The organism is Ancylobacter amanitiformis (assembly GCF_030814815.1).
GTDB classification, from domain to species: Bacteria; Pseudomonadota; Alphaproteobacteria; order Rhizobiales; family Xanthobacteraceae; genus Ancylobacter; species Ancylobacter amanitiformis.
On record NZ_JAUSVR010000004.1, the window covers coordinates 103,077 to 121,579 of the forward strand.

20 protein-coding genes, 3 tRNA genes and 3 pseudogenes are annotated in these 18,503 nt (G+C 66.9%); 12 read left to right on the forward strand and 14 right to left on the reverse strand.

Annotated elements, in window-relative coordinates; genetic code table 11:
• The first annotated feature begins 275 nt into the window (after nucleotides 1–275).
• The gene (locus QOZ99_RS07900; protein WP_183189742.1) at nucleotides 276–485 is read left to right on the forward strand and encodes a cold-shock protein; all 210 of its coding nucleotides are present in this window, start codon (nucleotides 276–278) and stop codon (nucleotides 483–485) included.
• A 133-nt stretch (nucleotides 486–618) separates the two neighbouring features.
• Here the strand turns inward: QOZ99_RS07900 and QOZ99_RS07905 are convergent, their stop codons facing one another.
• The 3 genes from QOZ99_RS07905 to QOZ99_RS07915 are packed head-to-tail and all read right to left on the reverse strand — an operon-like array spanning nucleotide 619 to nucleotide 2,111.
• Nucleotides 619–873 carry a hypothetical protein gene (locus QOZ99_RS07905; RefSeq protein ID WP_306889427.1) on the reverse strand — a complete coding sequence of 85 codons (255 nt, stop codon included), beginning with the start codon at nucleotides 871–873 and terminating at the stop codon, nucleotides 619–621.
• A gap of 48 nt (nucleotides 874–921) precedes the next feature.
• A complete protein-coding gene (locus QOZ99_RS07910) occupies nucleotides 922–1,200 on the reverse strand; it encodes an RNA-binding S4 domain-containing protein (RefSeq protein WP_306889428.1) in 279 nt (92 codons plus the stop codon).
• A 35-nt stretch (nucleotides 1,201–1,235) separates the two neighbouring features.
• Nucleotides 1,236–2,111, reverse strand: coding sequence for an SHOCT domain-containing protein (locus QOZ99_RS07915; protein ID WP_306889429.1), 876 nt, complete (start codon nucleotides 2,109–2,111; stop codon nucleotides 1,236–1,238).
• 403 nt (nucleotides 2,112–2,514) lie between these two features.
• Between QOZ99_RS07915 and rpsU the strand changes: the two genes are divergently transcribed.
• From rpsU to QOZ99_RS07935, 4 genes are all read left to right on the forward strand, one after another.
• On the forward strand, nucleotides 2,515–2,796 hold the full coding sequence (gene rpsU / locus QOZ99_RS07920; protein WP_306889682.1) for a 30S ribosomal protein S21: 282 nt from the start codon (nucleotides 2,515–2,517) through the stop codon (nucleotides 2,794–2,796).
• A 175-nt stretch (nucleotides 2,797–2,971) separates the two neighbouring features.
• A complete protein-coding gene (locus QOZ99_RS07925) occupies nucleotides 2,972–3,181 on the forward strand; it encodes a cold-shock protein (protein ID WP_183189739.1) in 210 nt (69 codons plus the stop codon).
• A 106-nt stretch (nucleotides 3,182–3,287) separates the two neighbouring features.
• Entirely contained in the window at nucleotides 3,288–3,512 is a 225-nt protein-coding gene (locus tag QOZ99_RS07930) for a hypothetical protein (protein WP_306889430.1), read from the forward strand.
• Between the two features lie 431 nt (nucleotides 3,513–3,943).
• Complete coding sequence (locus tag QOZ99_RS07935) at nucleotides 3,944–4,522, forward strand: fasciclin domain-containing protein (protein WP_306889431.1); 579 nt, start codon at nucleotides 3,944–3,946, stop codon at nucleotides 4,520–4,522.
• Between the two features lie 226 nt (nucleotides 4,523–4,748).
• On the opposite strand, the gene QOZ99_RS07940 is transcribed toward QOZ99_RS07935, so the two are convergent.
• Both QOZ99_RS07940 and QOZ99_RS07945 read right to left on the reverse strand, forming a co-directional pair.
• A complete protein-coding gene (locus QOZ99_RS07940) occupies nucleotides 4,749–5,306 on the reverse strand; it encodes a hypothetical protein (protein WP_306889432.1) in 558 nt (185 codons plus the stop codon).
• Nucleotides 5,307–5,420: 114 nt separating this feature from the next.
• Entirely contained in the window at nucleotides 5,421–6,791 is a 1,371-nt protein-coding gene (locus QOZ99_RS07945) for an MFS transporter (RefSeq protein ID WP_306889433.1), read from the reverse strand.
• Between the two features lie 106 nt (nucleotides 6,792–6,897).
• Here QOZ99_RS07945 and QOZ99_RS07950 point away from each other — a divergent pair, with 106 nt between their 5' ends.
• The 3 genes from QOZ99_RS07950 (at nucleotide 6,898) to QOZ99_RS07960 (ending at nucleotide 10,132) form a co-directional block, all read left to right on the forward strand.
• Nucleotides 6,898–7,800: a LysR family transcriptional regulator gene (locus QOZ99_RS07950; RefSeq protein ID WP_306889434.1), complete on the forward strand. Its 903-nt coding sequence runs from the start codon at nucleotides 6,898–6,900 to the stop codon at nucleotides 7,798–7,800.
• 59 nt (nucleotides 7,801–7,859) lie between these two features.
• Complete coding sequence (gloA2, locus tag QOZ99_RS07955) at nucleotides 7,860–8,252, forward strand: SMU1112c/YaeR family gloxylase I-like metalloprotein (protein WP_306889435.1); 393 nt, start codon at nucleotides 7,860–7,862, stop codon at nucleotides 8,250–8,252.
• A 194-nt stretch (nucleotides 8,253–8,446) separates the two neighbouring features.
• A complete protein-coding gene (locus QOZ99_RS07960) occupies nucleotides 8,447–10,132 on the forward strand; it encodes a SulP family inorganic anion transporter (protein WP_306889436.1) in 1,686 nt (561 codons plus the stop codon).
• A 130-nt stretch (nucleotides 10,133–10,262) separates the two neighbouring features.
• Here the strand turns inward: QOZ99_RS07960 and QOZ99_RS07965 are convergent.
• The 6 genes from QOZ99_RS07965 to QOZ99_RS07990 form a co-directional block, all read right to left on the reverse strand.
• Nucleotides 10,263–10,339 (reverse strand) — tRNA-Arg (locus tag QOZ99_RS07965).
• A 57-nt stretch (nucleotides 10,340–10,396) separates the two neighbouring features.
• The gene (locus QOZ99_RS07970) at nucleotides 10,397–10,702 is read right to left on the reverse strand and encodes an ETC complex I subunit (protein ID WP_306889437.1); all 306 of its coding nucleotides are present in this window, start codon (nucleotides 10,700–10,702) and stop codon (nucleotides 10,397–10,399) included.
• A 373-nt stretch (nucleotides 10,703–11,075) separates the two neighbouring features.
• Nucleotides 11,076–11,152: transfer RNA gene (locus tag QOZ99_RS07975), tRNA-Pro, on the reverse strand.
• 109 nt (nucleotides 11,153–11,261) lie between these two features.
• A complete protein-coding gene (locus tag QOZ99_RS07980; protein ID WP_370876821.1) occupies nucleotides 11,262–11,705 on the reverse strand; it encodes a DUF192 domain-containing protein in 444 nt (147 codons plus the stop codon).
• Nucleotides 11,706–11,964: 259 nt separating this feature from the next.
• Complete coding sequence (locus QOZ99_RS07985; protein WP_306889439.1) at nucleotides 11,965–12,567, reverse strand: cold-shock protein; 603 nt, start codon at nucleotides 12,565–12,567, stop codon at nucleotides 11,965–11,967.
• A 246-nt stretch (nucleotides 12,568–12,813) separates the two neighbouring features.
• Complete coding sequence (locus tag QOZ99_RS07990; RefSeq protein ID WP_306889440.1) at nucleotides 12,814–13,584, reverse strand: SIR2 family NAD-dependent protein deacylase; 771 nt, start codon at nucleotides 13,582–13,584, stop codon at nucleotides 12,814–12,816.
• 60 nt (nucleotides 13,585–13,644) lie between these two features.
• Here QOZ99_RS07990 and QOZ99_RS07995 point away from each other — a divergent pair, with 60 nt between their 5' ends.
• Nucleotides 13,645–14,067 carry a VOC family protein gene (locus QOZ99_RS07995; protein ID WP_306889441.1) on the forward strand — a complete coding sequence of 141 codons (423 nt, stop codon included), beginning with the start codon at nucleotides 13,645–13,647 and terminating at the stop codon, nucleotides 14,065–14,067.
• Between the two features lie 470 nt (nucleotides 14,068–14,537).
• A tRNA-Glu gene (locus QOZ99_RS08000) sits at nucleotides 14,538–14,612 on the forward strand.
• A 558-nt stretch (nucleotides 14,613–15,170) separates the two neighbouring features.
• Here QOZ99_RS08000 and QOZ99_RS08005 read toward each other — a convergent pair.
• The 3 pseudogenes from QOZ99_RS08005 to QOZ99_RS08015 all read right to left on the reverse strand — a co-directional run.
• Nucleotides 15,171–15,254: pseudogene (locus tag QOZ99_RS08005) on the reverse strand (hypothetical protein); the annotation flags it as partial.
• Between the two features lie 148 nt (nucleotides 15,255–15,402).
• Nucleotides 15,403–17,106 (reverse strand): annotated as a pseudogene (locus QOZ99_RS08010) (recombinase family protein); the annotation flags it as partial.
• A 74-nt stretch (nucleotides 17,107–17,180) separates the two neighbouring features.
• Nucleotides 17,181–17,771 (reverse strand): annotated as a pseudogene (locus QOZ99_RS08015) (oxidoreductase); the annotation flags it as partial.
• Here QOZ99_RS08015 and QOZ99_RS08020 point away from each other — a divergent pair.
• Both QOZ99_RS08020 and QOZ99_RS08025 read left to right on the forward strand, forming a co-directional pair.
• Entirely contained in the window at nucleotides 17,748–18,026 is a 279-nt protein-coding gene (locus QOZ99_RS08020) for a hypothetical protein (RefSeq protein ID WP_306889686.1), read from the forward strand. The pseudogene QOZ99_RS08015 and the gene QOZ99_RS08020 sit on opposite strands and share 24 nt — an antisense overlap.
• Entirely contained in the window at nucleotides 17,965–18,426 is a 462-nt protein-coding gene (locus QOZ99_RS08025; protein WP_306889442.1) for a hypothetical protein, read from the forward strand. Before QOZ99_RS08020 ends, QOZ99_RS08025 begins: the two co-directional genes overlap by 62 nt.
• Nucleotides 18,427–18,503 lie beyond the last annotated feature (77 nt).

An 18,503-nucleotide genomic window follows, 5' to 3' on the forward strand; every position in this document is an offset into this window, starting at 1 on the left:
GGTGTGGACGATTCGCCCCGATCGGTGCTCAAGCGCCAACGGTCCCGCGAGCGCACCTCGCTCAACTGGCACTTTCCAGACCTGCGCGCGACGCATCTGGGGGCTCTGGCGCACCGCCCACGGCAAGGATCCGCGCGGGACAGGGCGGAGCGCGCACATTTGCCGGCCATCGACAGTGGGAGAGGCATGGTGCCTGCGCCGCGATCTATGCTAGATCGGTAGCCAAGCTCGACACCGAGCGACGATGGCAAGACAGTCAATCTAGGGGAAGTTTCGTGGCGACCGGTACCGTGAAGTGGTTTAACGAACAGAAGGGCTACGGCTTTATTCAGCCGGATCAGGGCGGGCAGGACGTGTTCGTCCACATCAGCGCCGTGCAGCGCGCCGGCCTGCAGAGCCTCAGCGATGGTCAGAAGGTTTCCTATGAAATCGAGACCGATCGCCGTTCGGGCAAGCAGTCGGCCGGGGATATCCGCCCCGCCTGACGCAGGATCGACAGCACGCCCCGCCGCATGCTCGAAGGCATTCGGCGGGGTGCCGCTCGAGTTTACCGGCGTCCGCTGATATGGGCCGGTCTCTGCCGAGACATTTATGCCCGCCACGGGATGGCGGAGACACTCAACCCGAGATCCGGCCAATCGCCGTGAAGACGGGTCCTTCAGAGCGATGCGCGCCGTTTAAAATCGTGGCCTGCGTCCCGTGGCTCGCCGCAAACAATTCGGCTACCTCCCCGGCAAGGGTGAGCGGCAGCTTGCGAGTCTTCGCCTCGCGCGGCTCGATTGCATCCCCCGATCTGCGTTCCACCTCGCGTGTCATTGTGCGAATCACTCGCCATGCAAGGTCGCCGCACCGGCGCGCCATGCGCATCGCCATGTCCGCGGTATGATCCACCTGCGGAGCCGGGCGCTCGGGAGCGTGAATCTAGAGCAGCGTGTACAGGCCCTGCGCTTCTTCGGCGGGCCCGCGTCGCTCCGGCAACGCCTCAATTCGCACCACCACGACGCGGTGGGGCAGGGCGATGGTGAGCACGTCGCCGGGCCGCACGGCGCGGCTCGGCTTGTCCAGCCGGGTCTGCTGGCCGCTGCGGGTCAACCTCACGCGCCCGCGCTCTATCACCTCGACCGCCAGGGCACGTGTCTTCACGAAACGCGCGTGCCACAGCCAGATATCGGCGCGGGTTGCGAGAGCGTCCGTGGACATGTCGCGTCCTGTCCTGCCGATGTCCGCGGGGGCGTCTACAGGCGCGCGAGCAACTCGGTCTTCTTGGTCGCGAATTCTTCCTCGGACAGAATGCCCTTGGACCGCAGGTCGGCGAGGCGCTCAAGAATCGCGAAGATATCGTCGCTGCCGCTCGCGCCAGACTGGGCAGTCCGCGCGGCGGGTGCGGCGGCGGGGGCTGGTGCGGCGGCAGGTGCGGGTGCGGGTGCTGGTGCGTGTTGGAAGGACTGCGCGCTCGCAGGCGCCGTGTCCGCCATCGGCGCCGGCGCGGCGTTCCAGCCGCTCTCCTGCTCCAGGTTGTCGTACCGGGCGTCGCTCTCCCGGTAAGGGCTGTCGACCCGCGGCAGCGCCGAGAGCCAGACCGTGCCGAACTGGCTGGAGAAACGGAGCGACGGGTCGCTGCCCTGCTGCTGCGACACGCCGGAAATCATGTGCTCGCCGGTATCATAGATCGCCTGCGCGCCGGCCTTCTCGATCACCAGACGCCGTGCGCCGGGAAAGAACGCATAGCGCAGGTCGTTCTGCGCGCCCGAGGAACTCGGATTGCCGAATTCGGCCGGCCACCAGTTGCCCGTGCCGGAGAAGCCGCCGCCCGATCCGTAAGGCCGCGGCTCGGCGCCGAGCGCGGGATTTTGCGCCAGCGCATCGGAAATCTCCGTGCACAGCGTGTCGACCCGGTATTTGAGGCCCTGGTTGAACATGTCGCCAACCATGATCATGCCGCCGCGCGACCATTGCCCCATGCCGCCCAGCTCCGGATGGCTGAACTGCGCCATGGTGCCACCGCCCGCCGCCACGGCGCGCAGCAGTGTCTCGACAGTGTCGGTGCCAAGGCCATGGCGCACGGCGAAATCCTCGATGAAACGCTGCTTCACGTTCTGCGCGTCTGTCATTCCAACTCCGTCGACATCCAGGATGAGGGCGCGGCTCGGGATCGCGTGTGGCCGATCCTGCTTAGCCGAGATGGGCTGGCTTCGCCAACGCCAATGGCCGCATGACAGGGCCGGGATGGCCGGGTATCGCGCGGGTGCATCAGCCCGGCACGCGTTCCGGTTCCTCCTTCGCGACATGCGCGAGATCGGCGTGCGGATCCAAATAAACCGCATCCCCGGCGGCCTTGTCGCGATGTGGAACGATCGAATTCGCGCGCCCGCACCGGCGCGGCGAGCGCCAATTCTTGCCGGTCCCGGAGCGGCATTTCAATATTGCGCGGAAAGGTCCATATTGAGACAGCTTCCGGCAATATCGCCGCGAGGTTGAAACGGCTTCGCCGAGAAGCCCATGATCGGAAATGCTTTGCAGGTCTTAGTGAGGGATAATAATGTCGACCAGGCGCTGCGCGTCCTCAAAAAGAAGATGCAGCGTGAAGGTATTTTTCGGGAGATGAAGGCCCGGCGTGCCTATGAGAAGCCCTCCGAGCGCCGCAATCGCGAAGACGCCGAGGCCATTCGCCGGGCGCGCAAGGCGGCCCGCAAGCAGGCCGTGCGCGATGGTCTCATTGCCGCGCCGAAGAAGAAGCCCCTGCTCGGCCGCGGTGCTCCGGGCGCTGCCGCCGCGAGGCCCTCCGAACCAAAATAGGCCAGCTATGGGCTTGTAATACTGGCGATTAGCTGTATAGTGTCCCAATCGATCTGCACGTTGAATTTTGTTTGCGCTTCGGCGCCGTGGCGAACTTCCTCTCAAATCGATGCTTACGTGACATTCGCGGTAACGCGAATGATTGAATTTCTATGTCGATTAAAAAGGTATCGTCATGACGACAGGAACCGTGAAGTGGTTCAACGGGCAGAAGGGCTACGGCTTCATTCAGCCTGACAATGGTGGTTCGGACGTGTTCGTCCACATTTCCGCCGTGGAGCGTGCTGGTCTCTCTGGCCTCAGCGATGGTCAGAAGGTGTCGTTCGACATCGAGTCCGACCGCCGCACCGGCAAGCAGTCCGCCGGCAACATCAAGGCCGCGTGAGGAATTGCCTCCGGTCCTTGACCACGGATGTACTGGCACCGATCGTCGAGGCAATTTTGGGAAGGCCGGGGTAACCCGGCCTTTTTTCATGTCGGGGATGCGAGCGATGGCGAAGAAGATCGAGAACAATCCGTTCAAGCCGCGGCCGACACCGTCCGAAACCAAGGCCGATTCCATTTCGCGCGTCGCGATGGGTATGGTCGAGCAGGAGACGGTTCGCCGCGATGCGAAGACCGCCCGCCTGCGTGAGGCTCGCCTCGCCAAGGAAGCCAGCGACGCGACAGCCGAGCGCGCCGCACCCAGCCCGACCCGTGGCAAAGCCCGTGGTTGACAAGGCCCTCGACTGACAAAGTCTGCGGCTCACCCCTGCATTTCCGGCGCCCGCCCGCCGCGCGTTGATGGCGCGTGTCGCCCGAAGGTGATCGCCCGCAATGCGCGCGTCCAAGCCGCGCTTCCGGCCATCCTCCGCTCTGTCGTCGTCGCGCCCGCCCCGGTCCCGTCTGTCGCTTCTCCGGCCTTGAGCCCGCTCATGCCGACAGTCCGGCGCGCCACTCCCGCCGCGCGCGCAACCGATCTCCGGCGACCGCGTCTTGCCGCATGGGCCGAACCGGCGCCGCGCCGGATCGCCCCGGCACTTCCGCGCCCATCGCGCAGCCTCCATCCGGCCCGCATCACGAACGCCTGATCGGCTGAGCCTCCGGCGCGCGGGGTTCGTAGAGCTGACGACCCTGCAGCACGCATGGTCTTCACAGGAGACGTCCCATGACGCTCAAGCTGACGAACCTCGCCCTGACGGCCATCACATCCGGCCTGCTCATCGCCGCACCGGTCATCGCTGTCCCGGCCATGGCCGCAACCACCGTGATGGTAGGCGGCGCGTCGATGATGTCGGATGCGAAGATCCCCGAGAATGCCGCCAAGGCCAGCAATCTCAAGACCCTGGTGGCGGCGCTCAAGGCAGCCGGCCTTGTCGAGACCTTGAACGGGAAGGGGCCCTTCACGGTGTTCGCGCCCACCGATGCCGCCTTCGCCAAGCTGCCCCCCGGCACGGTGGACAAGCTCGTCCAGCCCGAGATGAAGCCGCAGCTCACGGCGATCCTCACCTATCACGTCGTGCCCGGACGGCTGACGGCCGCCGACCTCAAGGCGGACGCGATGAAGCACGGCGGCAAGGCCACGCTCAAGACGGTGGAGGGGCAGACGCTCACCGTCGAGGAGAAGATGGGCAAATGGGTGGTGGTCGATCAGGCCGGCCACACCGCCACCATCGAGACGCCGGACGTGCTCCAGTCCAACGGCGTCGTGCATGTCATCAACACCGTGCTGATGCCGAAATCCTGAGACGCCGCGATCGCGACACGACAGGGGCCGCCATGCGCGGCCCCTTTTTTCCTGCGCAGGGCAGCTCCGCCGGATGGCGCTCCTCCCGCCGATCCCGCAGTCGCGCGCGGCGGCGCCTCGCGGCGGCGGCTCGCGTCAGCGCGTTTTCCGCGAAAGGTGAACGAGTTTCGCTATCTCAAAACGCTCCAGCGTATGAAACGCGAGCCCTTTCGGATCGATCACGGCGCTAGTAGCGGATAGGCGAGAGGATGATCACGCCCGCCACGGCCAGCACGCAGTAGAGAACGACCACCGCCGATTGCGCGGCGCGGCCGGGCGCGAGGGCACCCGCGGCGCTCGTCACGGCCAGCAACGCCACGAGCAGCGTTCCCACCGAGCGCAACGGACTGTTCCAGAACCACCCATTCGCGGCGATGGCGACGCCGTGATAGAGCGCGAGCAGCAGCAGCGCCCAGCGGCCATCCCGGGCGAAGGCCTCGGACGGATTGGTCACATCGGTATCGGTGGGCACGATGAGCGCCGCCGCGAGAAACAGCAGCATCACCAGCAGCACCAGGAAGCTGAAATCGCCCAGGCTCCAGCCGGGCCGCGTGGCAAGTTCCGCCAGCGCCCACCAGAACTGCAGGATTTCCCCCAGCACGATGCCCGCCACCGATAGAGGCAGCCAGTCGATGCCACCACGATGGCGCGACTTGAAGGCGATGACGAAGCCCGTGAGAAGCCGGGCGATGCCGAGGCCCAGCATGGTCGACAGGACCACGGCGACCCAGTGAAAAATATCCATGGACCTGTTTTGCCGGTATTTGCGCTCCGGTGGAAGCGGCGCGTGCCACCAAAGTGGGGCCCATGGACACCTCCCGCCCGCGACTCTCTTGCGCCCGGGGCACCGCGGAGAGGCTCACCCGCCGCGGTGCGCCCCGGTGCGGCAAGAGTCGGGGCGGGAAGCCCCGGAGCGGCAAGAGTCGGAGCGGGAGGATTCGTTTGGTGCCGGCAGGCCGAGCGCCAGAATCGCGCCGGCCAGTGCCAGTGCGCCGGTGAGGGCGGCGATGGAAACCCAGCCGCCGTGCTCCCAGAACCAGCCGCCGATGGAGCCGGTGACGCTCGATCCGATATAGTAGAACAGCAGGTAGAGCGAGGCGGCATGGCCCTTCGACAGGCTGGCGAGCCGCCCGACGGAACTGCTCGTCACCGAATGGCCGATGAAGAAACCGGTGGCCACCAGCGCGACGCCGCCGGCGATGGCGACCAGCGACGACGCCATGGTGAGCAGCACGCCGGCGAGCATGATGAGGAAGCCGGCCAGCACAAGCGGCCGGCGGCCGAAGCGGTCGGCCAGGCTGCCGGCCAGCGACGACGAAACGATGCCGAAGCCGAAGGCCAGGAACAACATGCTCACCTGCGTCTGGCTGAGATGATAGGGCGCGCCGGAGAGGCGGAAGGTGGAATAGTTGAACAGCGTGACGAAGATGCTCGTCAGCAGGAAGCCGATTCCATAGAGCCGCAGCAGCGCGCGGTTGCGCAGGTGCCCCGCCCAGGCGGAGAGGTGAAAGCTCAGGCTGAAATCGCGCTGCGGCACGAAATTGCGCGGGCGCGGCAGCAGGAGCAGGAAGCCGACCGCCGAGAGGATGCACAGCACACCCAGCACCGCGAGCGCCGCGCGCCAGGAGGTGAACTCCGTCATCAGGCCCATGCCGACCCGGCCGATCATCGCGCCAAAGGCGGTGCCGCCGATATAGAGCCCCATCGCCTTGCCGAGATGGCCGGGTTCGATCTCCTCGGCGAGATAGGCCATGGCCACCGCCGGCACGCCGCCGAGCACGAAGCCTTCCAGCGCGCGCGCCACCAGCAGCCCGTGCCAGCTCGGCGCCAGCGCGGCGGAAAGGTTGAGCAGCGCGGCCAGCAGCATCGAGCCGAACATCAACCCGCGCCGGCCCAGCATCTGCGAGAAGGCGCCGGCCAGCACGATGGAAAAGGCGAGCAGGCCGGTGGTCAGCGATAGCGCCAGCGAACTTTCCGCCGGGCTGAGCGAGAAGCTCTGCGCGAAGGCCGGCAGCAGCGGCTGCACGCAATAGATCAGGGAGAAGCTCGCGAATCCGGCGAGGAACAGCGCCAGCCCGGCACGGCGATAGGCAGCCGTACCGGCACGGATCCAGCCGACAGGCGCGCCCATCACGGGGCCGGGGCGGGCGGTGTCGATCGCGGGCGCGGGGGAAGGGGCGAGGAGGGCGGGGGCGGCAGTGATTGCGGCAGCTATCGCGGGTGGGCACATCGGAGGCCATTCCTGTTTCGACAGGGAGATAGCCACGCCGCCGGCATCCGTCCAATATATGGAAATGACGTTCGCTATCTGCAGAATGTATGGGAGAGGTAGGGACATGGAGCTGCGCCACATCCGCTATTTCCTGGCCGTGGCGGAGGAGGGCAACTTCACCCGCGCGGCGGCGCGCCTCGGCATCGGCCAGCCGCCGCTCAGTTCGCAGATCAAGGATCTGGAGAGGGAAGTCGGCGCGCAGCTGTTCCACCGGGTGGCCCACGGGGCCGAACTGACCGAGGCCGGCCGGGCGTTTCGCGCGGGCGTGGCGACGATGCCCGATCAGGCCACGGTCGCGATCCGGTCCGCGCGGCGTGCGGCCAGCGGCGAAACCGGCCAGCTCGGCGTCGGCCTCACCGGCACCGCCGCCTTCAACCCGCTGGTGCCGGCGGCGATCCGCGCGTTCCGCCGCGCCTATCCCGATGTCGAGCTCAGGATCGAGGAGGCCAGTTCCTTCGTGCTGCTCTCCAGCCTGGTGGAAGGGCGGCTGGATGTCGCCATTCTGCGTCCGGCCGAATCGGACCCGCAGGACCTGCGCGAGGAGAGCCTCATGGAGGAGCCGCTGGTGGCGGCGCTGCCGGCCAGCCATCCCGAGGCCCGGGGTGCGGAGCCGCTGGACCTGACGCGGCTGAAGGAGGATCCGCTCATCCTCACGCCGCGCTCTGTCGGCACCAGCCTGCACGATGCCGCGCTCGCCGCCTGCCGCGCGGTCGGCTTCGAGCCAAGGCTCGGCCAGCCGGCGCCGCAGATCGCCTCCATCCTGTCGCTGGTCGCCGCCGAGTTCGGCGTGTCGCTGGTGCCCGCCTCGCTCGGGCACCTCAACGTGCCGGGCGTGGCGTTTCGGCCGGTCCGTGCGCCCGAGCCGCGCGTCGGCCTGGTCGTGGCCTATCGCCGGGACCGCCCGCCGCAACTGGCGCTGAACTTCGCCAGGGCCGCCCGCGCCGTCCGCGCACGAGTGGCCGGCTGATCGAGGCCTGCCGCATCCGGGCTGGCGCGGGGGCACCCGGCCGCGCTAGGCTGGCCTCCATGCGCGGCATCCATCACATAGCGATCATCTGCTCCGACTACGGGCGCTCGAAACATTTCTATGTGGATGTGCTGGGCTTTGCCGTGCTGCACGAGGCGTGGCGGGCGGCGCGGTCTTCCTGGAAATGCGACATCGACGCCGGCAATGCGCGGATCGAACTGTTTTCCTTTCCCGATCCGCCGCCGCGGCCCAGCCGGCCGGAGGCCTGCGGGCTACGCCATCTCGCCTTCGCGGTGTCCGATCTGGCGGCGGAGGCGGAGCGGCTCGCGCGGCTTGGCGTCGTCGTCGAGCCGATTCGAATCGACCCCTATACCGACCGGCGCTTCACTTTCTTCGCGGATCCCGATGGGCTGCCGCTGGAGCTCTATGAGGAGCCGGAGGGGGCGGAGTGACCGCGCGGGGAGGATTCGCGCGCTTTGGAGGCCCGCGCCAGACTGTGGCCACCCGAGGTGTCGGCGGCGATGCGGTTGAGCCTGCTCAACGCAAACATCGCTGCCGGGCGTATCGGTGTTCATCGGTGACGACGCGAAACATCATGTCGCGCGAGGCGACTTAACAAGACCGGCCTTCGCGCAGGAGTGGTCCGATGAAGCTGGCCTTGCCATTCTTCAAGGGTTTCGCCGGCTTCCGCATGAGCTGGGCCGGACGCGACGTGATGGCGGGGCTGGCCATTGCCGCCGTCGCCATTCCCAGCGCCGTCGCCTATCCCGCCATTGCCGGCCTGCCGCCGGAAGTGGGCGTCTATTCCAGCATTTTCTCGCTGCTCGGCTATGCCCTGCTGGGGCCCTCGCACCGGCTGGTGGTGGGCCCGGACGCGGCGACCATGACCGTTCTGGCCGCCGTGCTCGCCTCCATCCTCGCGCAGGATCCCGGCCTCGACCGGGTCGCGACCGCCGCGCTGCTCGCCCTGTGCGTCGGGGGGATGTGCCTCATCGCCGGTCGGCTGCGGCTCGGCGAGATTGCCGCCTTCCTCTCGCGGCCGATTCTCATCGGCTTCATCAGCGGCATTTCCATATCCATCATGGTCGGGCAGATCGGCCGCTTCACCGGGCTCGCCATCGCGTCCGATGGGCTCGTCGCGCCGATCCTCGAACTCGTGGGCAAGGCCGGCGATGTACATTGGCCATCCGTCGCGCTGGGTGGCGCGTTGCTGGCGCTGACCTTGCTGCTGGAGCGGCTGAAATCGCCGGTTCCAGGACCGCTGGTCGTGGTGACGGTGGCGATGGCGGGGTCGGCCCTGTTCGATTTCGCCGGGCTCGGGATCAAGGTCGTGGGTAGCCTGCCGCAATCCCTGCCGGCCTTTTCCGTCCCCGTGCCCGCTGCCGTGCCGCTTCAGCAACTGCTGCTGGGCGCGGGCGCGTTGTGGCTCGTGAGCTTCAGTTCCGGGCTGGTGGCGGCGCGCAGCTTCGGCGCGCGGGGCGGCTTCGCCGTGGATGCCAATGAGGAGTTGCGCGGCCTCGGTGGCGCCAATCTCGTCACCGGCGTGTTCAGCGGCTTTCCGGTGACGGTGTCGGATTCGCGCACCGCCGTGAACCTGTCGGTCGGCGGGCGCAGCCAGCTGGCCGGCGTGGTGGCGGCCGTGGCGCTGGCGAGCCTTCTGGTCTTCCTCAACGATGCGCTCAGCCTACTGCCGGCGCCCGCGCTGGGGGCGATCCTCGTCGCGGCGTCCATCGGGCTGATCGACCTCAAGAGCCTGCGGGAGCTTTGGCATATCAGCCGCATGGAATTCGCGTTCGCGCTCATCGGCATGTGGGGCGCGGTGAGCCTGGGCGTGCTCAACGGCGTCATCGTCGCCGTCTCGGCCACGCTGCTCTATGTGCTGCTGAAGGAAATGCGCCCACGCGACGCGCTGCTCGGGCGGCTGCCCGGCCGTTCCGGCTTCTACAAGCTGCACCGCTTTCCCGAGGCGCGGCCGGTGCCGGGGCTCACGCTGTGCCTCATCCAGGGGAGCCTGCTGTTCTTCAACGTCGATTATGTCCGCGAGCGGCTGGAGCAGTTGATCGCCGAAATGCCCGCCGATGCAAGCTGGCTGGTGCTGGATGCGAGCGCCGTGGTGCAGCTCGATTCGACAGCGGCGGCGATGCTGGACGACGTGCGGGCGAAGGCGGCCGGGCGCGGCGTCGCCTTCGGTCTGGCCGAGCTGAATTATGCGCCGCGCCAGTTGCTGGAACGCGCGGGCGTGCTGGGCCGCATCGGCGCGGACATGGTGTTCGAGGATCTGGAGGAGGCGGCCAGCGCTTTTGCCGCCCGGCAGGCGGCCGGCGCGTCCTGACACAAACGCCGGAGCGCTGGCTCGGGACCGTCTGTCACGAAAGCCGCATTGGCGGCCGGAATGTGCCTGTTATGGTCTCGACCGACTGCGTTGTTACGTGGCGCAAGGTGTTGATATTAGCGCCGAATATTGGCGACCGCGGCTGGGCTCGAACCAGCGACCTGCCGCTTAGAAGGCGGCTGCTCTATCCAGCTGAGCTACGCGGCCCAAAAACGCGCCGCGCGGCACGCGGCACGACCTGTCGACGAAGGATGACCCGGTCGCTCAGTGGGTCCACTGACCCAGGCGGCGGAAGCTGAAATTGTCGGAATAGGCGATACGGCGGCGCACCGGCTCATTGGGCTCCTGCACCTGGTAGGCGATGCCGTGCCGCTCGGCATAGGCGATCGCTTCTTCCTTGGTCTCGAAGCGCAGGCGAAGCTGGCTCTTCATGTCCGACGAACTGGTATAGCCCATCAGCGGCTCGACCTGACGCGGCGCCTCGGGCTCATAGTCGAGCATCCAGAGCTTGGTCTTGGCCGTGCCGGATTGCATGGCGTTGCGGGTCGGCTTGTAAATGCGTGCAACCATTCAACTCGCTCCCTTGCCCGGCGCGCTGGCGGCCTCGCCTTGCGGATGGCCGAGGCTCGGCACGCCGCGTGCCGCGAGCCCCTGAAAACCCTTACACCCGATCCGGCGGCGGCCCAGACGGCGACCTGAGGATTGCTTAAGACGAGGGTCGCGTTCTGGCAAGCGGGCATCGCGCGCATCGGGCGTTGGGCGCGCGCAAAGCGGCGGGTCGTCCAATGCTCGCAGGGAAAACCGGCTCATAGGGGAAACCGGGCCCGCAGGGGAAACCCGTTTGCCACAGACGGGCTTCCGGCGGTCGGCCGGGCCGGGCGGGGCGCCATTTTCATGATGGGGCCGCGCCGCGCGCAACTCGTCGGTTCGGCCATCAGGTGGGTGGTCGGGGCAGCAGGATTCGAACCTGCGACCTGAAGTTCCCAAAACTCCCGCGCTACCGGACTGCGCTATGCCCCGAAACCCGAACATGTGCCAAGCACATATCAAGCGGCATCGCATCCGCCGCGTGCCGCGTCAAGCCGCGGTTGACGGGCGGCGGTCAGCTGACAGCGGTTACAGGGCCACGCTACTTTGGCGCGAAGAGGTTGTGCACGACCTGATCGCCGACCGCGAGGCCGCGCGCCTTCGCCGTGCCGCCCGCCAGTTCCAGCACCGCCTTGACCGAACCGCCGGACTCGATGGTTTGCGTGGAAAGCGGCGTGGTGTTCTCGGCAATGCTGGCGATCCGCCCATCGGCGCGGATGAACACCATGTCGAGCGGGATATAGGTGTTCTTCATCCACATGTAGATCGGCTGCTCGACGCCGAAATCGAACAGCATGCCGGCATTCGGCGCCAGTTCCGTGCGGTACATCAGCCCCTTGGCGCGCTCCGCCGGAGTGCTCGCCATTTCGACGGTGAAGGCGACCGGGCCGTTCTTCGTCTGGATCGTCAGCGGCTCGAATACCGCGCTGGCGGCCGGGAGGATGAGGAGCACCAGCGCGAAAATGAACGCCAGCACGCCCATCATCCACGCCGGCAATGACGGCCGGGCAACGGGCGGCATGCTGATCGAGGCGGGCAGGGGCGAGGCAAGGACCGCCGGGCAAGGCACGGCCGGAGAAGCAGAAGAACTCATATGGAACCGGGCGCCGGGCGCCTTCCCTTGATGCTATGGAGCCCAAAGCCGCCTTGCCTCGCGCGGGCTCACCCGGCGGGACAAAGCTCTGGCCGCGAGGGCTCAAGTCCGGTGGCGATGGCCGGCACGCTTGAGCCGACCGAATTATGCGCTAGTGCGAGGAGGGCGTCGAGGCCCCGTCGGGCCGCACCTCGGCGGCCATCAGCCCCTTGGGGCCGGGCCCGAAGCGCACCAGTACCATCTGGCCAGGGCGCAGCTCGGTGAGGCCGTGGCGCCGCAGCGTCTCCATATGGACGAAAATGTCCTCGGTGCCCTCGCCGCGCGACAGGAAGCCGAAGCCGCGCAGGCGGTTGAACCACTTGACCCAGGCGCGCTCGAAGCCGCCGACCGGCTGCACCGTGACATGGGTGCGCGCCTGCGGCAGCTGGCTGTGATGCAGGGCGGTGGAGGCGTCCATCGAAATCACGCGCAGCGCCTGAAAGCCGCGATCGCGGGCCACCACTTCGCACACGACGCGCGCGCCTTCCTGCGCCGTGGTGAAGCCGCCGCGCCGCAGGCAGGTGACATGCAGCAGAACGTCGCCGCCGCCATTGTCCGGCACCACGAAACCATAGCCCTTGGAAAGGTCGAACCATTTGATGGTGCCGGCGATCTGGACGAGCGGACCCTCGCCTGTGCCGGTGGCATCCGCCTCGTCTTCAAGCGAACGACGCTCGCCTGCACCATGTCGTGGCAGCGTACCATCCGACACCATCGGCCACTTACCCCCGCGAACGCCAGGCACCGCTATCCAGCCGGCGCCCATGCTGCCAGCGCCCGTCCTGCCAGCGTTTCATGATTCTATTCCCGCAAAGCATAGCACCCGAAGACGCCACGAAAACACCCAAATTGATTCGGCCGGCGTACGGCAGTTGCGTCAAGTGGCTTCCCGGCATCAGGTGGGGACAGGGGCAGGGGGAGCCTCGCGGTGCCCTGCATCACGCGTCATCGGCACGCGCCCTCATCGCGCATCGGCGGCCGCGTCGAGCACGTCGCCGATATCGGCATGGATCACCAGATCGGCGATTTCGTCGAACTCGGTCGTCTCGCGATTGATGATCACCAGCGTGGCGCCGTGCCGCTTGGCCTCCACGGGAAAGCCCGCGGCGGGCCAGACCACCAGCGAGGAACCGATGGCGAGAAACACGTCGCAGGCGCGCGTCAGCTCGTGCGCGCGCACCATGGCCGCCTTCGGCATCGGCTGGCCGAAGGAGATGGTGGCGGTCTTGACGGGGCCGCCGCAGTCGAGGCAGTCGGGCACCGCGTGCGCGTGGGCCTCGAAGCGCTGGCGCACCCAGCCAAGTTCATAGCGTTCGCCGCAGTCGAGGCAGGTGGCATAGGTCGTGTTGCCATGCAGTTCCACCAGACGCTCCTGCGGCACGCCGGAGGCCTGGTGCAAACCGTCTATGTTCTGCGTGACGATGCCGGCCAGCCGGCCATCCGCGAGCCATTGCGCCAGCCGGCGGTGGCCGCGCCCGGGCGCCGCGCCGGCGAAAGCCTCCTCCATGGCGAAGCGGCGACGCCAGGCCTCGCGGCGCATCGTCCGGTCGGACAGGAACGTGCCATAATCGATCGGCTTGTTGCGCGTCCACAGCCCACCCGGCGAGCGGAAGTCGGGAATGCCGCTTTCGGTCGATAGGCCGGCTCCGGTGAAGGCGACGCCGCGCCGCATGCCGGTGAGGATCGCGCCGAGTTCGGTGCATGCCGCCTTGATGTCATCGTCCATCGTCATATTTTCAGCCACTATCGCCACCGGCGCCGCCGGCGCCGCGACAAGCCCCCAAGAGGACCCATGAAGTACCTTCACACCATGGTTCGCGTCACCGACATCGATGCGTCGCTGGATTTCTACGTCAACAAGCTGGGCCTCGAAGAGGTGCGGCGCAAGGAGGTGGAGCAGGGGCGCTACACGCTGGTTTTCCTCGCCGCGCCGGGCCAGAAGGGCGTGGCCGAGCTGGAGCTTACCTATAACTGGGATCCGGAACCCTATGGTGAAGGCCGCAATTTCGGCCATCTCGCCTATGAGGTGGACGATATCTACGCCACCTGCCAGAAGCTGCAGGACGGCGGCGTGACCATCAACCGCCCGCCGCGCGATGGCTACATGGCCTTCGTCCGCTCCCCGGACAATATCTCGATCGAACTGCTCCAGAAGGGCGGCGCCCGCCCCCCGCAGGAGCCCTGGTCCTCGATGCCGAACACCGGCAAATGGTGAGGTCGCCAGCGCGGTAGCCCCGGATCGGGGCCGGCAGGTTGCCCGCCGGGCAGGGCGACAGTGTCGGGCCGCGCCAGGGCGGGCTGGCCGGCAGGTGGACGGCTGGCGTGGCGCCCGTTCAGGTCGGGCGCCATTCCAGTGTTAAATCCTGCCGATCCCCTTCACCGCGGCGTCGTCTCGCCACGGTATGGATGCCGGGCTGCGAAGATGCCGGCTGCGAAGACGAAAGCGCGCGCGAACACACCCGGCCGTGGCGGGAGACCACGAGTACGGCCGGGCTTGTCTCGCCGCCTGCCAGCGTGGGTCGCCGCACCCGTTGCAAGATCCTGCCGGGACGACACTCGCGTTCCGCCGGAAGCGGATATGTTCCGGGACGGGGGACGGGGGACGAGACGTCGCAAGCCTGTGGATGACGGGTGCGGGGACCGCTTGTGCACCGCCGCCGGCTTGCCTATAAGAACCCGGCCTGCGCGCCCTTCGTCTATCGGTTAGGACGCCACCCTTTCACGGTGGAGAGAGGGGTTCGACTCCCCTAGGGCGCGCCACTTCCGTACAAAACCGCGAACACCCGGCTGGGTGGCGCGGTCGGCGAGTACGGCTCTCTCCAGCACCGTCCTTGATCCGTGGATGCGCACGACGTGCTGGTCGACTTCGACAGCGTCGATCAGCGAGCGCAGACAGGCTTTGCGGAACGGTACCTCGTCCTCTGTGATGTTTGACCGCATGAGTTGCCCGAACCGGGCCAGCTTGTCCGGATCAAGCCGGCTTGCGGCGGCACCTTGATTCTCGATCCGCTCCAGCGCCGAATGTGCACGGTCCCGGTCTGCTTTGAGCTTGGCAATCTGTTCCTTGAGCATGTCGTCCGGCTCAGCGATGCCGTCCGCGACAAGCTGATAGAGCCGCCGCGGCTTGTCTTCTGCTGTCGTTCTTTCGCGGGATAGTTCATCGATCCGTGCCTGAACCTCGGCATCGGCTTTCACCCGCCGGTCGACGACGGACTGTAGCAGCGCCTCCAACCGCTCCGGCATCAGGACGCGTTCAGCGACATGGCGTGTGACCAGATGGTCGAGCTTCTCCATCGGCACCGTTCGCCCCTTGCAGGCGGACTTGCCGACCCGGCCCGAGGTCGAGCAGCTGTAATAGCGATAGACCCTGCCGCTCTTCGAAGTGCCGGTGCGCAACGTCATGGCGCTGCCGCAACAGGCGCAATAGGCAAGCCCCGTCAGCAGGATCGGACCCGAGATCACCCGTGGCGGTGTTGTGCGGGCTTTTAGCCCTAAGTGCCTTCTGTACCTTGTCGAAGGTGCGGCGCTCCAGGATGGCCGGCACCGAGATCGGGATAACCTCGTGCTGAGGCTTCACTTGCCCCGTCTTCGAGCTTCGCTTGTTGAAGCTCCACTCCCCGACATAGACGGGATTGGTCAGGATACCGTGAATGGTGCCGACGCCGTAGCGGGCTCCAAGACGGGTGCGGTAGCCCTTGGCGTTGAGGTGCTTGGTAATCTCCTTGATGCCCATGGGGCCCGATGTGCCATCTCCCTGCCGGTAGAGATCGAACATCAGCCGCACCAGCTCGGCCTCCACGGGATCGACGATGATCCGCTTCTTCGTGCGATGGCCTCGCTTCTCGACCTCTTCGAGGGTGAAGCCAAGCGGCAGGCGGGAGCCGTTATAGAAACCCTGCCGGGCGTTCTCCTTCATGGCCCGCAGCACGTGCTTGGCGTTCTCGCCCGACTGGTACTCGTCGAACAGGGCGATGACCTGCCGCATCATGACCTGAGCCGGATCATCCCCGAGCTCCTGGGTGATGGAGACGAGCCGCACGCCGTGCTTCGCGAGGCGGCGGATATACATCTCCAGCCCAAAGGCATCGCGGAAGAACCGGCTGAGCGCGGCAGCGATCCGCAGCATGTCGACTTCCCACGCGGTGTAGAAGCCGCGCCGACGCTCCCGCCATTGAATGTACCAGTCCCACACGATCGGGAAGACCAGCAGACTGAAGCTCAGATTCTCTAGCGGCACGCCGAAGCCATGGACCGCGCCGCTGGGTGACGCAGCCAGCGCACCGAACATCAGGCCGAGATGCTCGACCTTCTGCGACGCCGTCTCCTCGCCCCAGACGCCGCTGCGCTGATAGCCGAAGGCCATCAGCGTTGCCGTCTTGAACCGGACGAGATCGGCCATCTCCTCAGTTAGCTGGGGCGGCGCATCGAGCGCCGCACTCGCGAGGTCCGGATCCGGCAGCGATCCATCCTCCTCCCGGCAAAACCGGTACAGCCCGCGCGGCCGGGCGGATTGGTCAAGCAGGCCGGGAAACCGGATCGAATAGCGCTGCTTCATGGCGGCAGCCTGGAAGCGCCGATAGTCGGTCGTTCCCGTGATCACCACGCGCTGCACCCATTCGAGGATCTCCTCCCGCTCCCTCAACGGGCGCCGATCAAAATCATGCGGCAGGTGCCAGGCGAGGCGTCGCCGCTCGGCTCGACTGATGCCGGCAATGGTACCCGCCGAGGTGCAGCGGTCTCCGTTCGGCAGCTTCGATCGGAAGTAGCCCGGCGGGAGGCGGTAGCGCCGCTCGATAAGCTCCAGTGCCGCGAGACTTCGGGAGGCGCGCGGCACCTTCACGCCGCGGCGCCACAGATTGAGTGCCGTGGCATCGACCTGAGCCGCGCTCGCCTCGAGGACACGGGCGAGGTGCTTTGCCGTATCGCCATGGCGGCGCATGTGAAGATCGAGCGCATCGGCGAACAAGGGCGGGTCCGTCCAGGGACGCCCGTCGCTCTCGGGGAACTCGACGATCGGCTTCGCCCGAGGGCCGCGTCGGCGCGGCATAGCTTCCGGCTGGTCAGCGCCACGATGGGGTGTGCCCCGCTCCGAGCCGGACGGTGCCCGGCGCGCTGCGGCACGCTTCCCCGTGAAGCAGTGCTCGCGATTCCAACGCAGGAAGTGGGGATGCGGACGCTCAAACGCTCGTTGCGGGGCGATAGCGCGTCCGCTCCGGTTGATGAAGGCGCACACGCCACCTCCAACCTCGCCCATGCTGCCGCGCAGGTGCTGTCTGAGATCGTCGCGGTTTCGGTTTCGTTCCTAACCTCGGAGGATACAATCGCTCACTATGCGAAGCTGGTGGATCGCGAAAGCGCCTCCCATGCGCTGATTTCGTCGCGCATGCGGCCGAGTTTCTGGTCGACCAGTCCCAAAGCGTCCTCGCCGAGAAACAGCCGCACCGGCGGGTTCTCGGCATCGACCAGAGCGAGCAGCGCCTGCGCAGCCTTGCGCGGGTCGCCGGGTTGATTGCCACTCTTGGTCTGCCGTGCGGCGCGGATCGGGTCCATGACCGCGTCATAGTCGGCAATGCTGCGCGGCGTGCGATCCATCGAGCGCCCGGCCCAATCGGTGCGGAATTGGCCGGGCGCGAGCGCCGTCACCCGAATTCCGAAGCTCGCCACTTCCTTGCCGAGCGCCTCGGAGAGGCCTTCGAGCGCGAACTTGCTGCCGCAATAGAAGCTGATCCCGGGCATGGTGATGAAACCGCCCATGGACGTGACGTTGATGATGTGGCCGCGACGCCGCGTGCGCATGCCAGGCAGCACCGCCTTGATCATCGCGACGGGCCCGAAGACGTTGGCCGCGAACTGACGCTGGAGATCATCCATGGACGATTCCTCCAATACGCCCTCGTGCCCGTAACCCGCATTGTGATGGGCTGGATCGGCACGGCCGGTCCTTCCCCCGGAAAGGTCCTGGCGCACTCCACGACCTTATGGTCGCTGGCGCTAGGCCCCGGCGAAGGCTTGACTGGGGCGGGCAAGGAGAAAGCGCTGCGCTGTTTGCCGGAACAGCTCGCCTTTGCCTTTCGCGGCATTCTCTCGTTCTGGACCGCCGGCGAACTGCGGGATGAGGAACTTGCCTCGCAGGCAAGAGAAATGGCGAAGACGTTGCTTCTCGGATTCGCTTAGCGGCCACAGTCTGCGATTTCGCCACGTAAGCTGCCGCTGGGCCGCCAAGGCCGACCGGCAAGCAACATGCCCTACGCGTCGAGCATTCATCCTGTCGGAATGCGAGGAGGCAGCATTGCGCGTGGCACTCGCTGACGCGGCGCCGTTCTACCGCGACGCGAAAGAGACACGCGAAGCACGTGAGGCTGGAGCCCAGGTGTTTGACGCTTTCATGCAGGATGCGCTTCCCGAGGCCTCGGCAGAGACCCGGCGACTGGCCATCGATCTGATCACGACCGCGATGAGCGCGGCCGGCAAGCAGTTCTCGTCAACGCCACGAAACACCGCCGAGATCGACGCCTATGCCGCCGGATTAACCCGCATGTTTTGCGCTTATCTGCGCGATCTGCAACAGAACTGAGCCGCGAGGGTTTGGCTGCAGGACGAACGCCCTTCTGCGCGTCCCAAAACTTCAATACTTTCATCGTCTTCCGCTTC

What these genes read in the sequence shown, in the direction of transcription:
- QOZ99_RS07970 (WP_306889437.1), bottom strand. Translation starts at nt 10,702, where the DNA reads ATGGTTGCACGCATTTACAAGCCGACCCGCAACGCCATGCAATCCGGC.
- QOZ99_RS07915 (WP_306889429.1), bottom strand. Translation starts at nt 2,111, where the DNA reads ATGACAGACGCGCAGAACGTGAAGCAGCGTTTCATCGAGGATTTCGCC.
- QOZ99_RS07960 (WP_306889436.1), top strand. Translation starts at nt 8,447, where the DNA reads ATGAAGCTGGCCTTGCCATTCTTCAAGGGTTTCGCCGGCTTCCGCATG.
- QOZ99_RS07950 (WP_306889434.1), top strand. Translation starts at nt 6,898, where the DNA reads ATGGAGCTGCGCCACATCCGCTATTTCCTGGCCGTGGCGGAGGAGGGC.
- QOZ99_RS08025 (WP_306889442.1), top strand. Translation starts at nt 17,965, where the DNA reads ATGAGGAACTTGCCTCGCAGGCAAGAGAAATGGCGAAGACGTTGCTTC.
- QOZ99_RS07990 (WP_306889440.1), bottom strand. Translation starts at nt 13,584, where the DNA reads ATGACGATGGACGATGACATCAAGGCGGCATGCACCGAACTCGGCGCG.
- QOZ99_RS07905 (WP_306889427.1), bottom strand. Translation starts at nt 873, where the DNA reads ATGGCGATGCGCATGGCGCGCCGGTGCGGCGACCTTGCATGGCGAGTG.
- QOZ99_RS07910 (WP_306889428.1), bottom strand. Translation starts at nt 1,200, where the DNA reads ATGTCCACGGACGCTCTCGCAACCCGCGCCGATATCTGGCTGTGGCAC.
- gloA2 (WP_306889435.1), top strand. Translation starts at nt 7,860, where the DNA reads ATGCGCGGCATCCATCACATAGCGATCATCTGCTCCGACTACGGGCGC.
- QOZ99_RS07980 (WP_370876821.1), bottom strand. Translation starts at nt 11,705, where the DNA reads ATGATGGGCGTGCTGGCGTTCATTTTCGCGCTGGTGCTCCTCATCCTC.
- QOZ99_RS07995 (WP_306889441.1), top strand. Translation starts at nt 13,645, where the DNA reads ATGAAGTACCTTCACACCATGGTTCGCGTCACCGACATCGATGCGTCG.
- QOZ99_RS07940 (WP_306889432.1), bottom strand. Translation starts at nt 5,306, where the DNA reads ATGGATATTTTTCACTGGGTCGCCGTGGTCCTGTCGACCATGCTGGGC.
- QOZ99_RS07925 (WP_183189739.1), top strand. Translation starts at nt 2,972, where the DNA reads ATGACGACAGGAACCGTGAAGTGGTTCAACGGGCAGAAGGGCTACGGC.
- QOZ99_RS07930 (WP_306889430.1), top strand. Translation starts at nt 3,288, where the DNA reads ATGGCGAAGAAGATCGAGAACAATCCGTTCAAGCCGCGGCCGACACCG.
- QOZ99_RS07945 (WP_306889433.1), bottom strand. Translation starts at nt 6,791, where the DNA reads ATGTGCCCACCCGCGATAGCTGCCGCAATCACTGCCGCCCCCGCCCTC.
- QOZ99_RS07935 (WP_306889431.1), top strand. Translation starts at nt 3,944, where the DNA reads ATGACGCTCAAGCTGACGAACCTCGCCCTGACGGCCATCACATCCGGC.
- QOZ99_RS07985 (WP_306889439.1), bottom strand. Translation starts at nt 12,567, where the DNA reads ATGGTGTCGGATGGTACGCTGCCACGACATGGTGCAGGCGAGCGTCGT.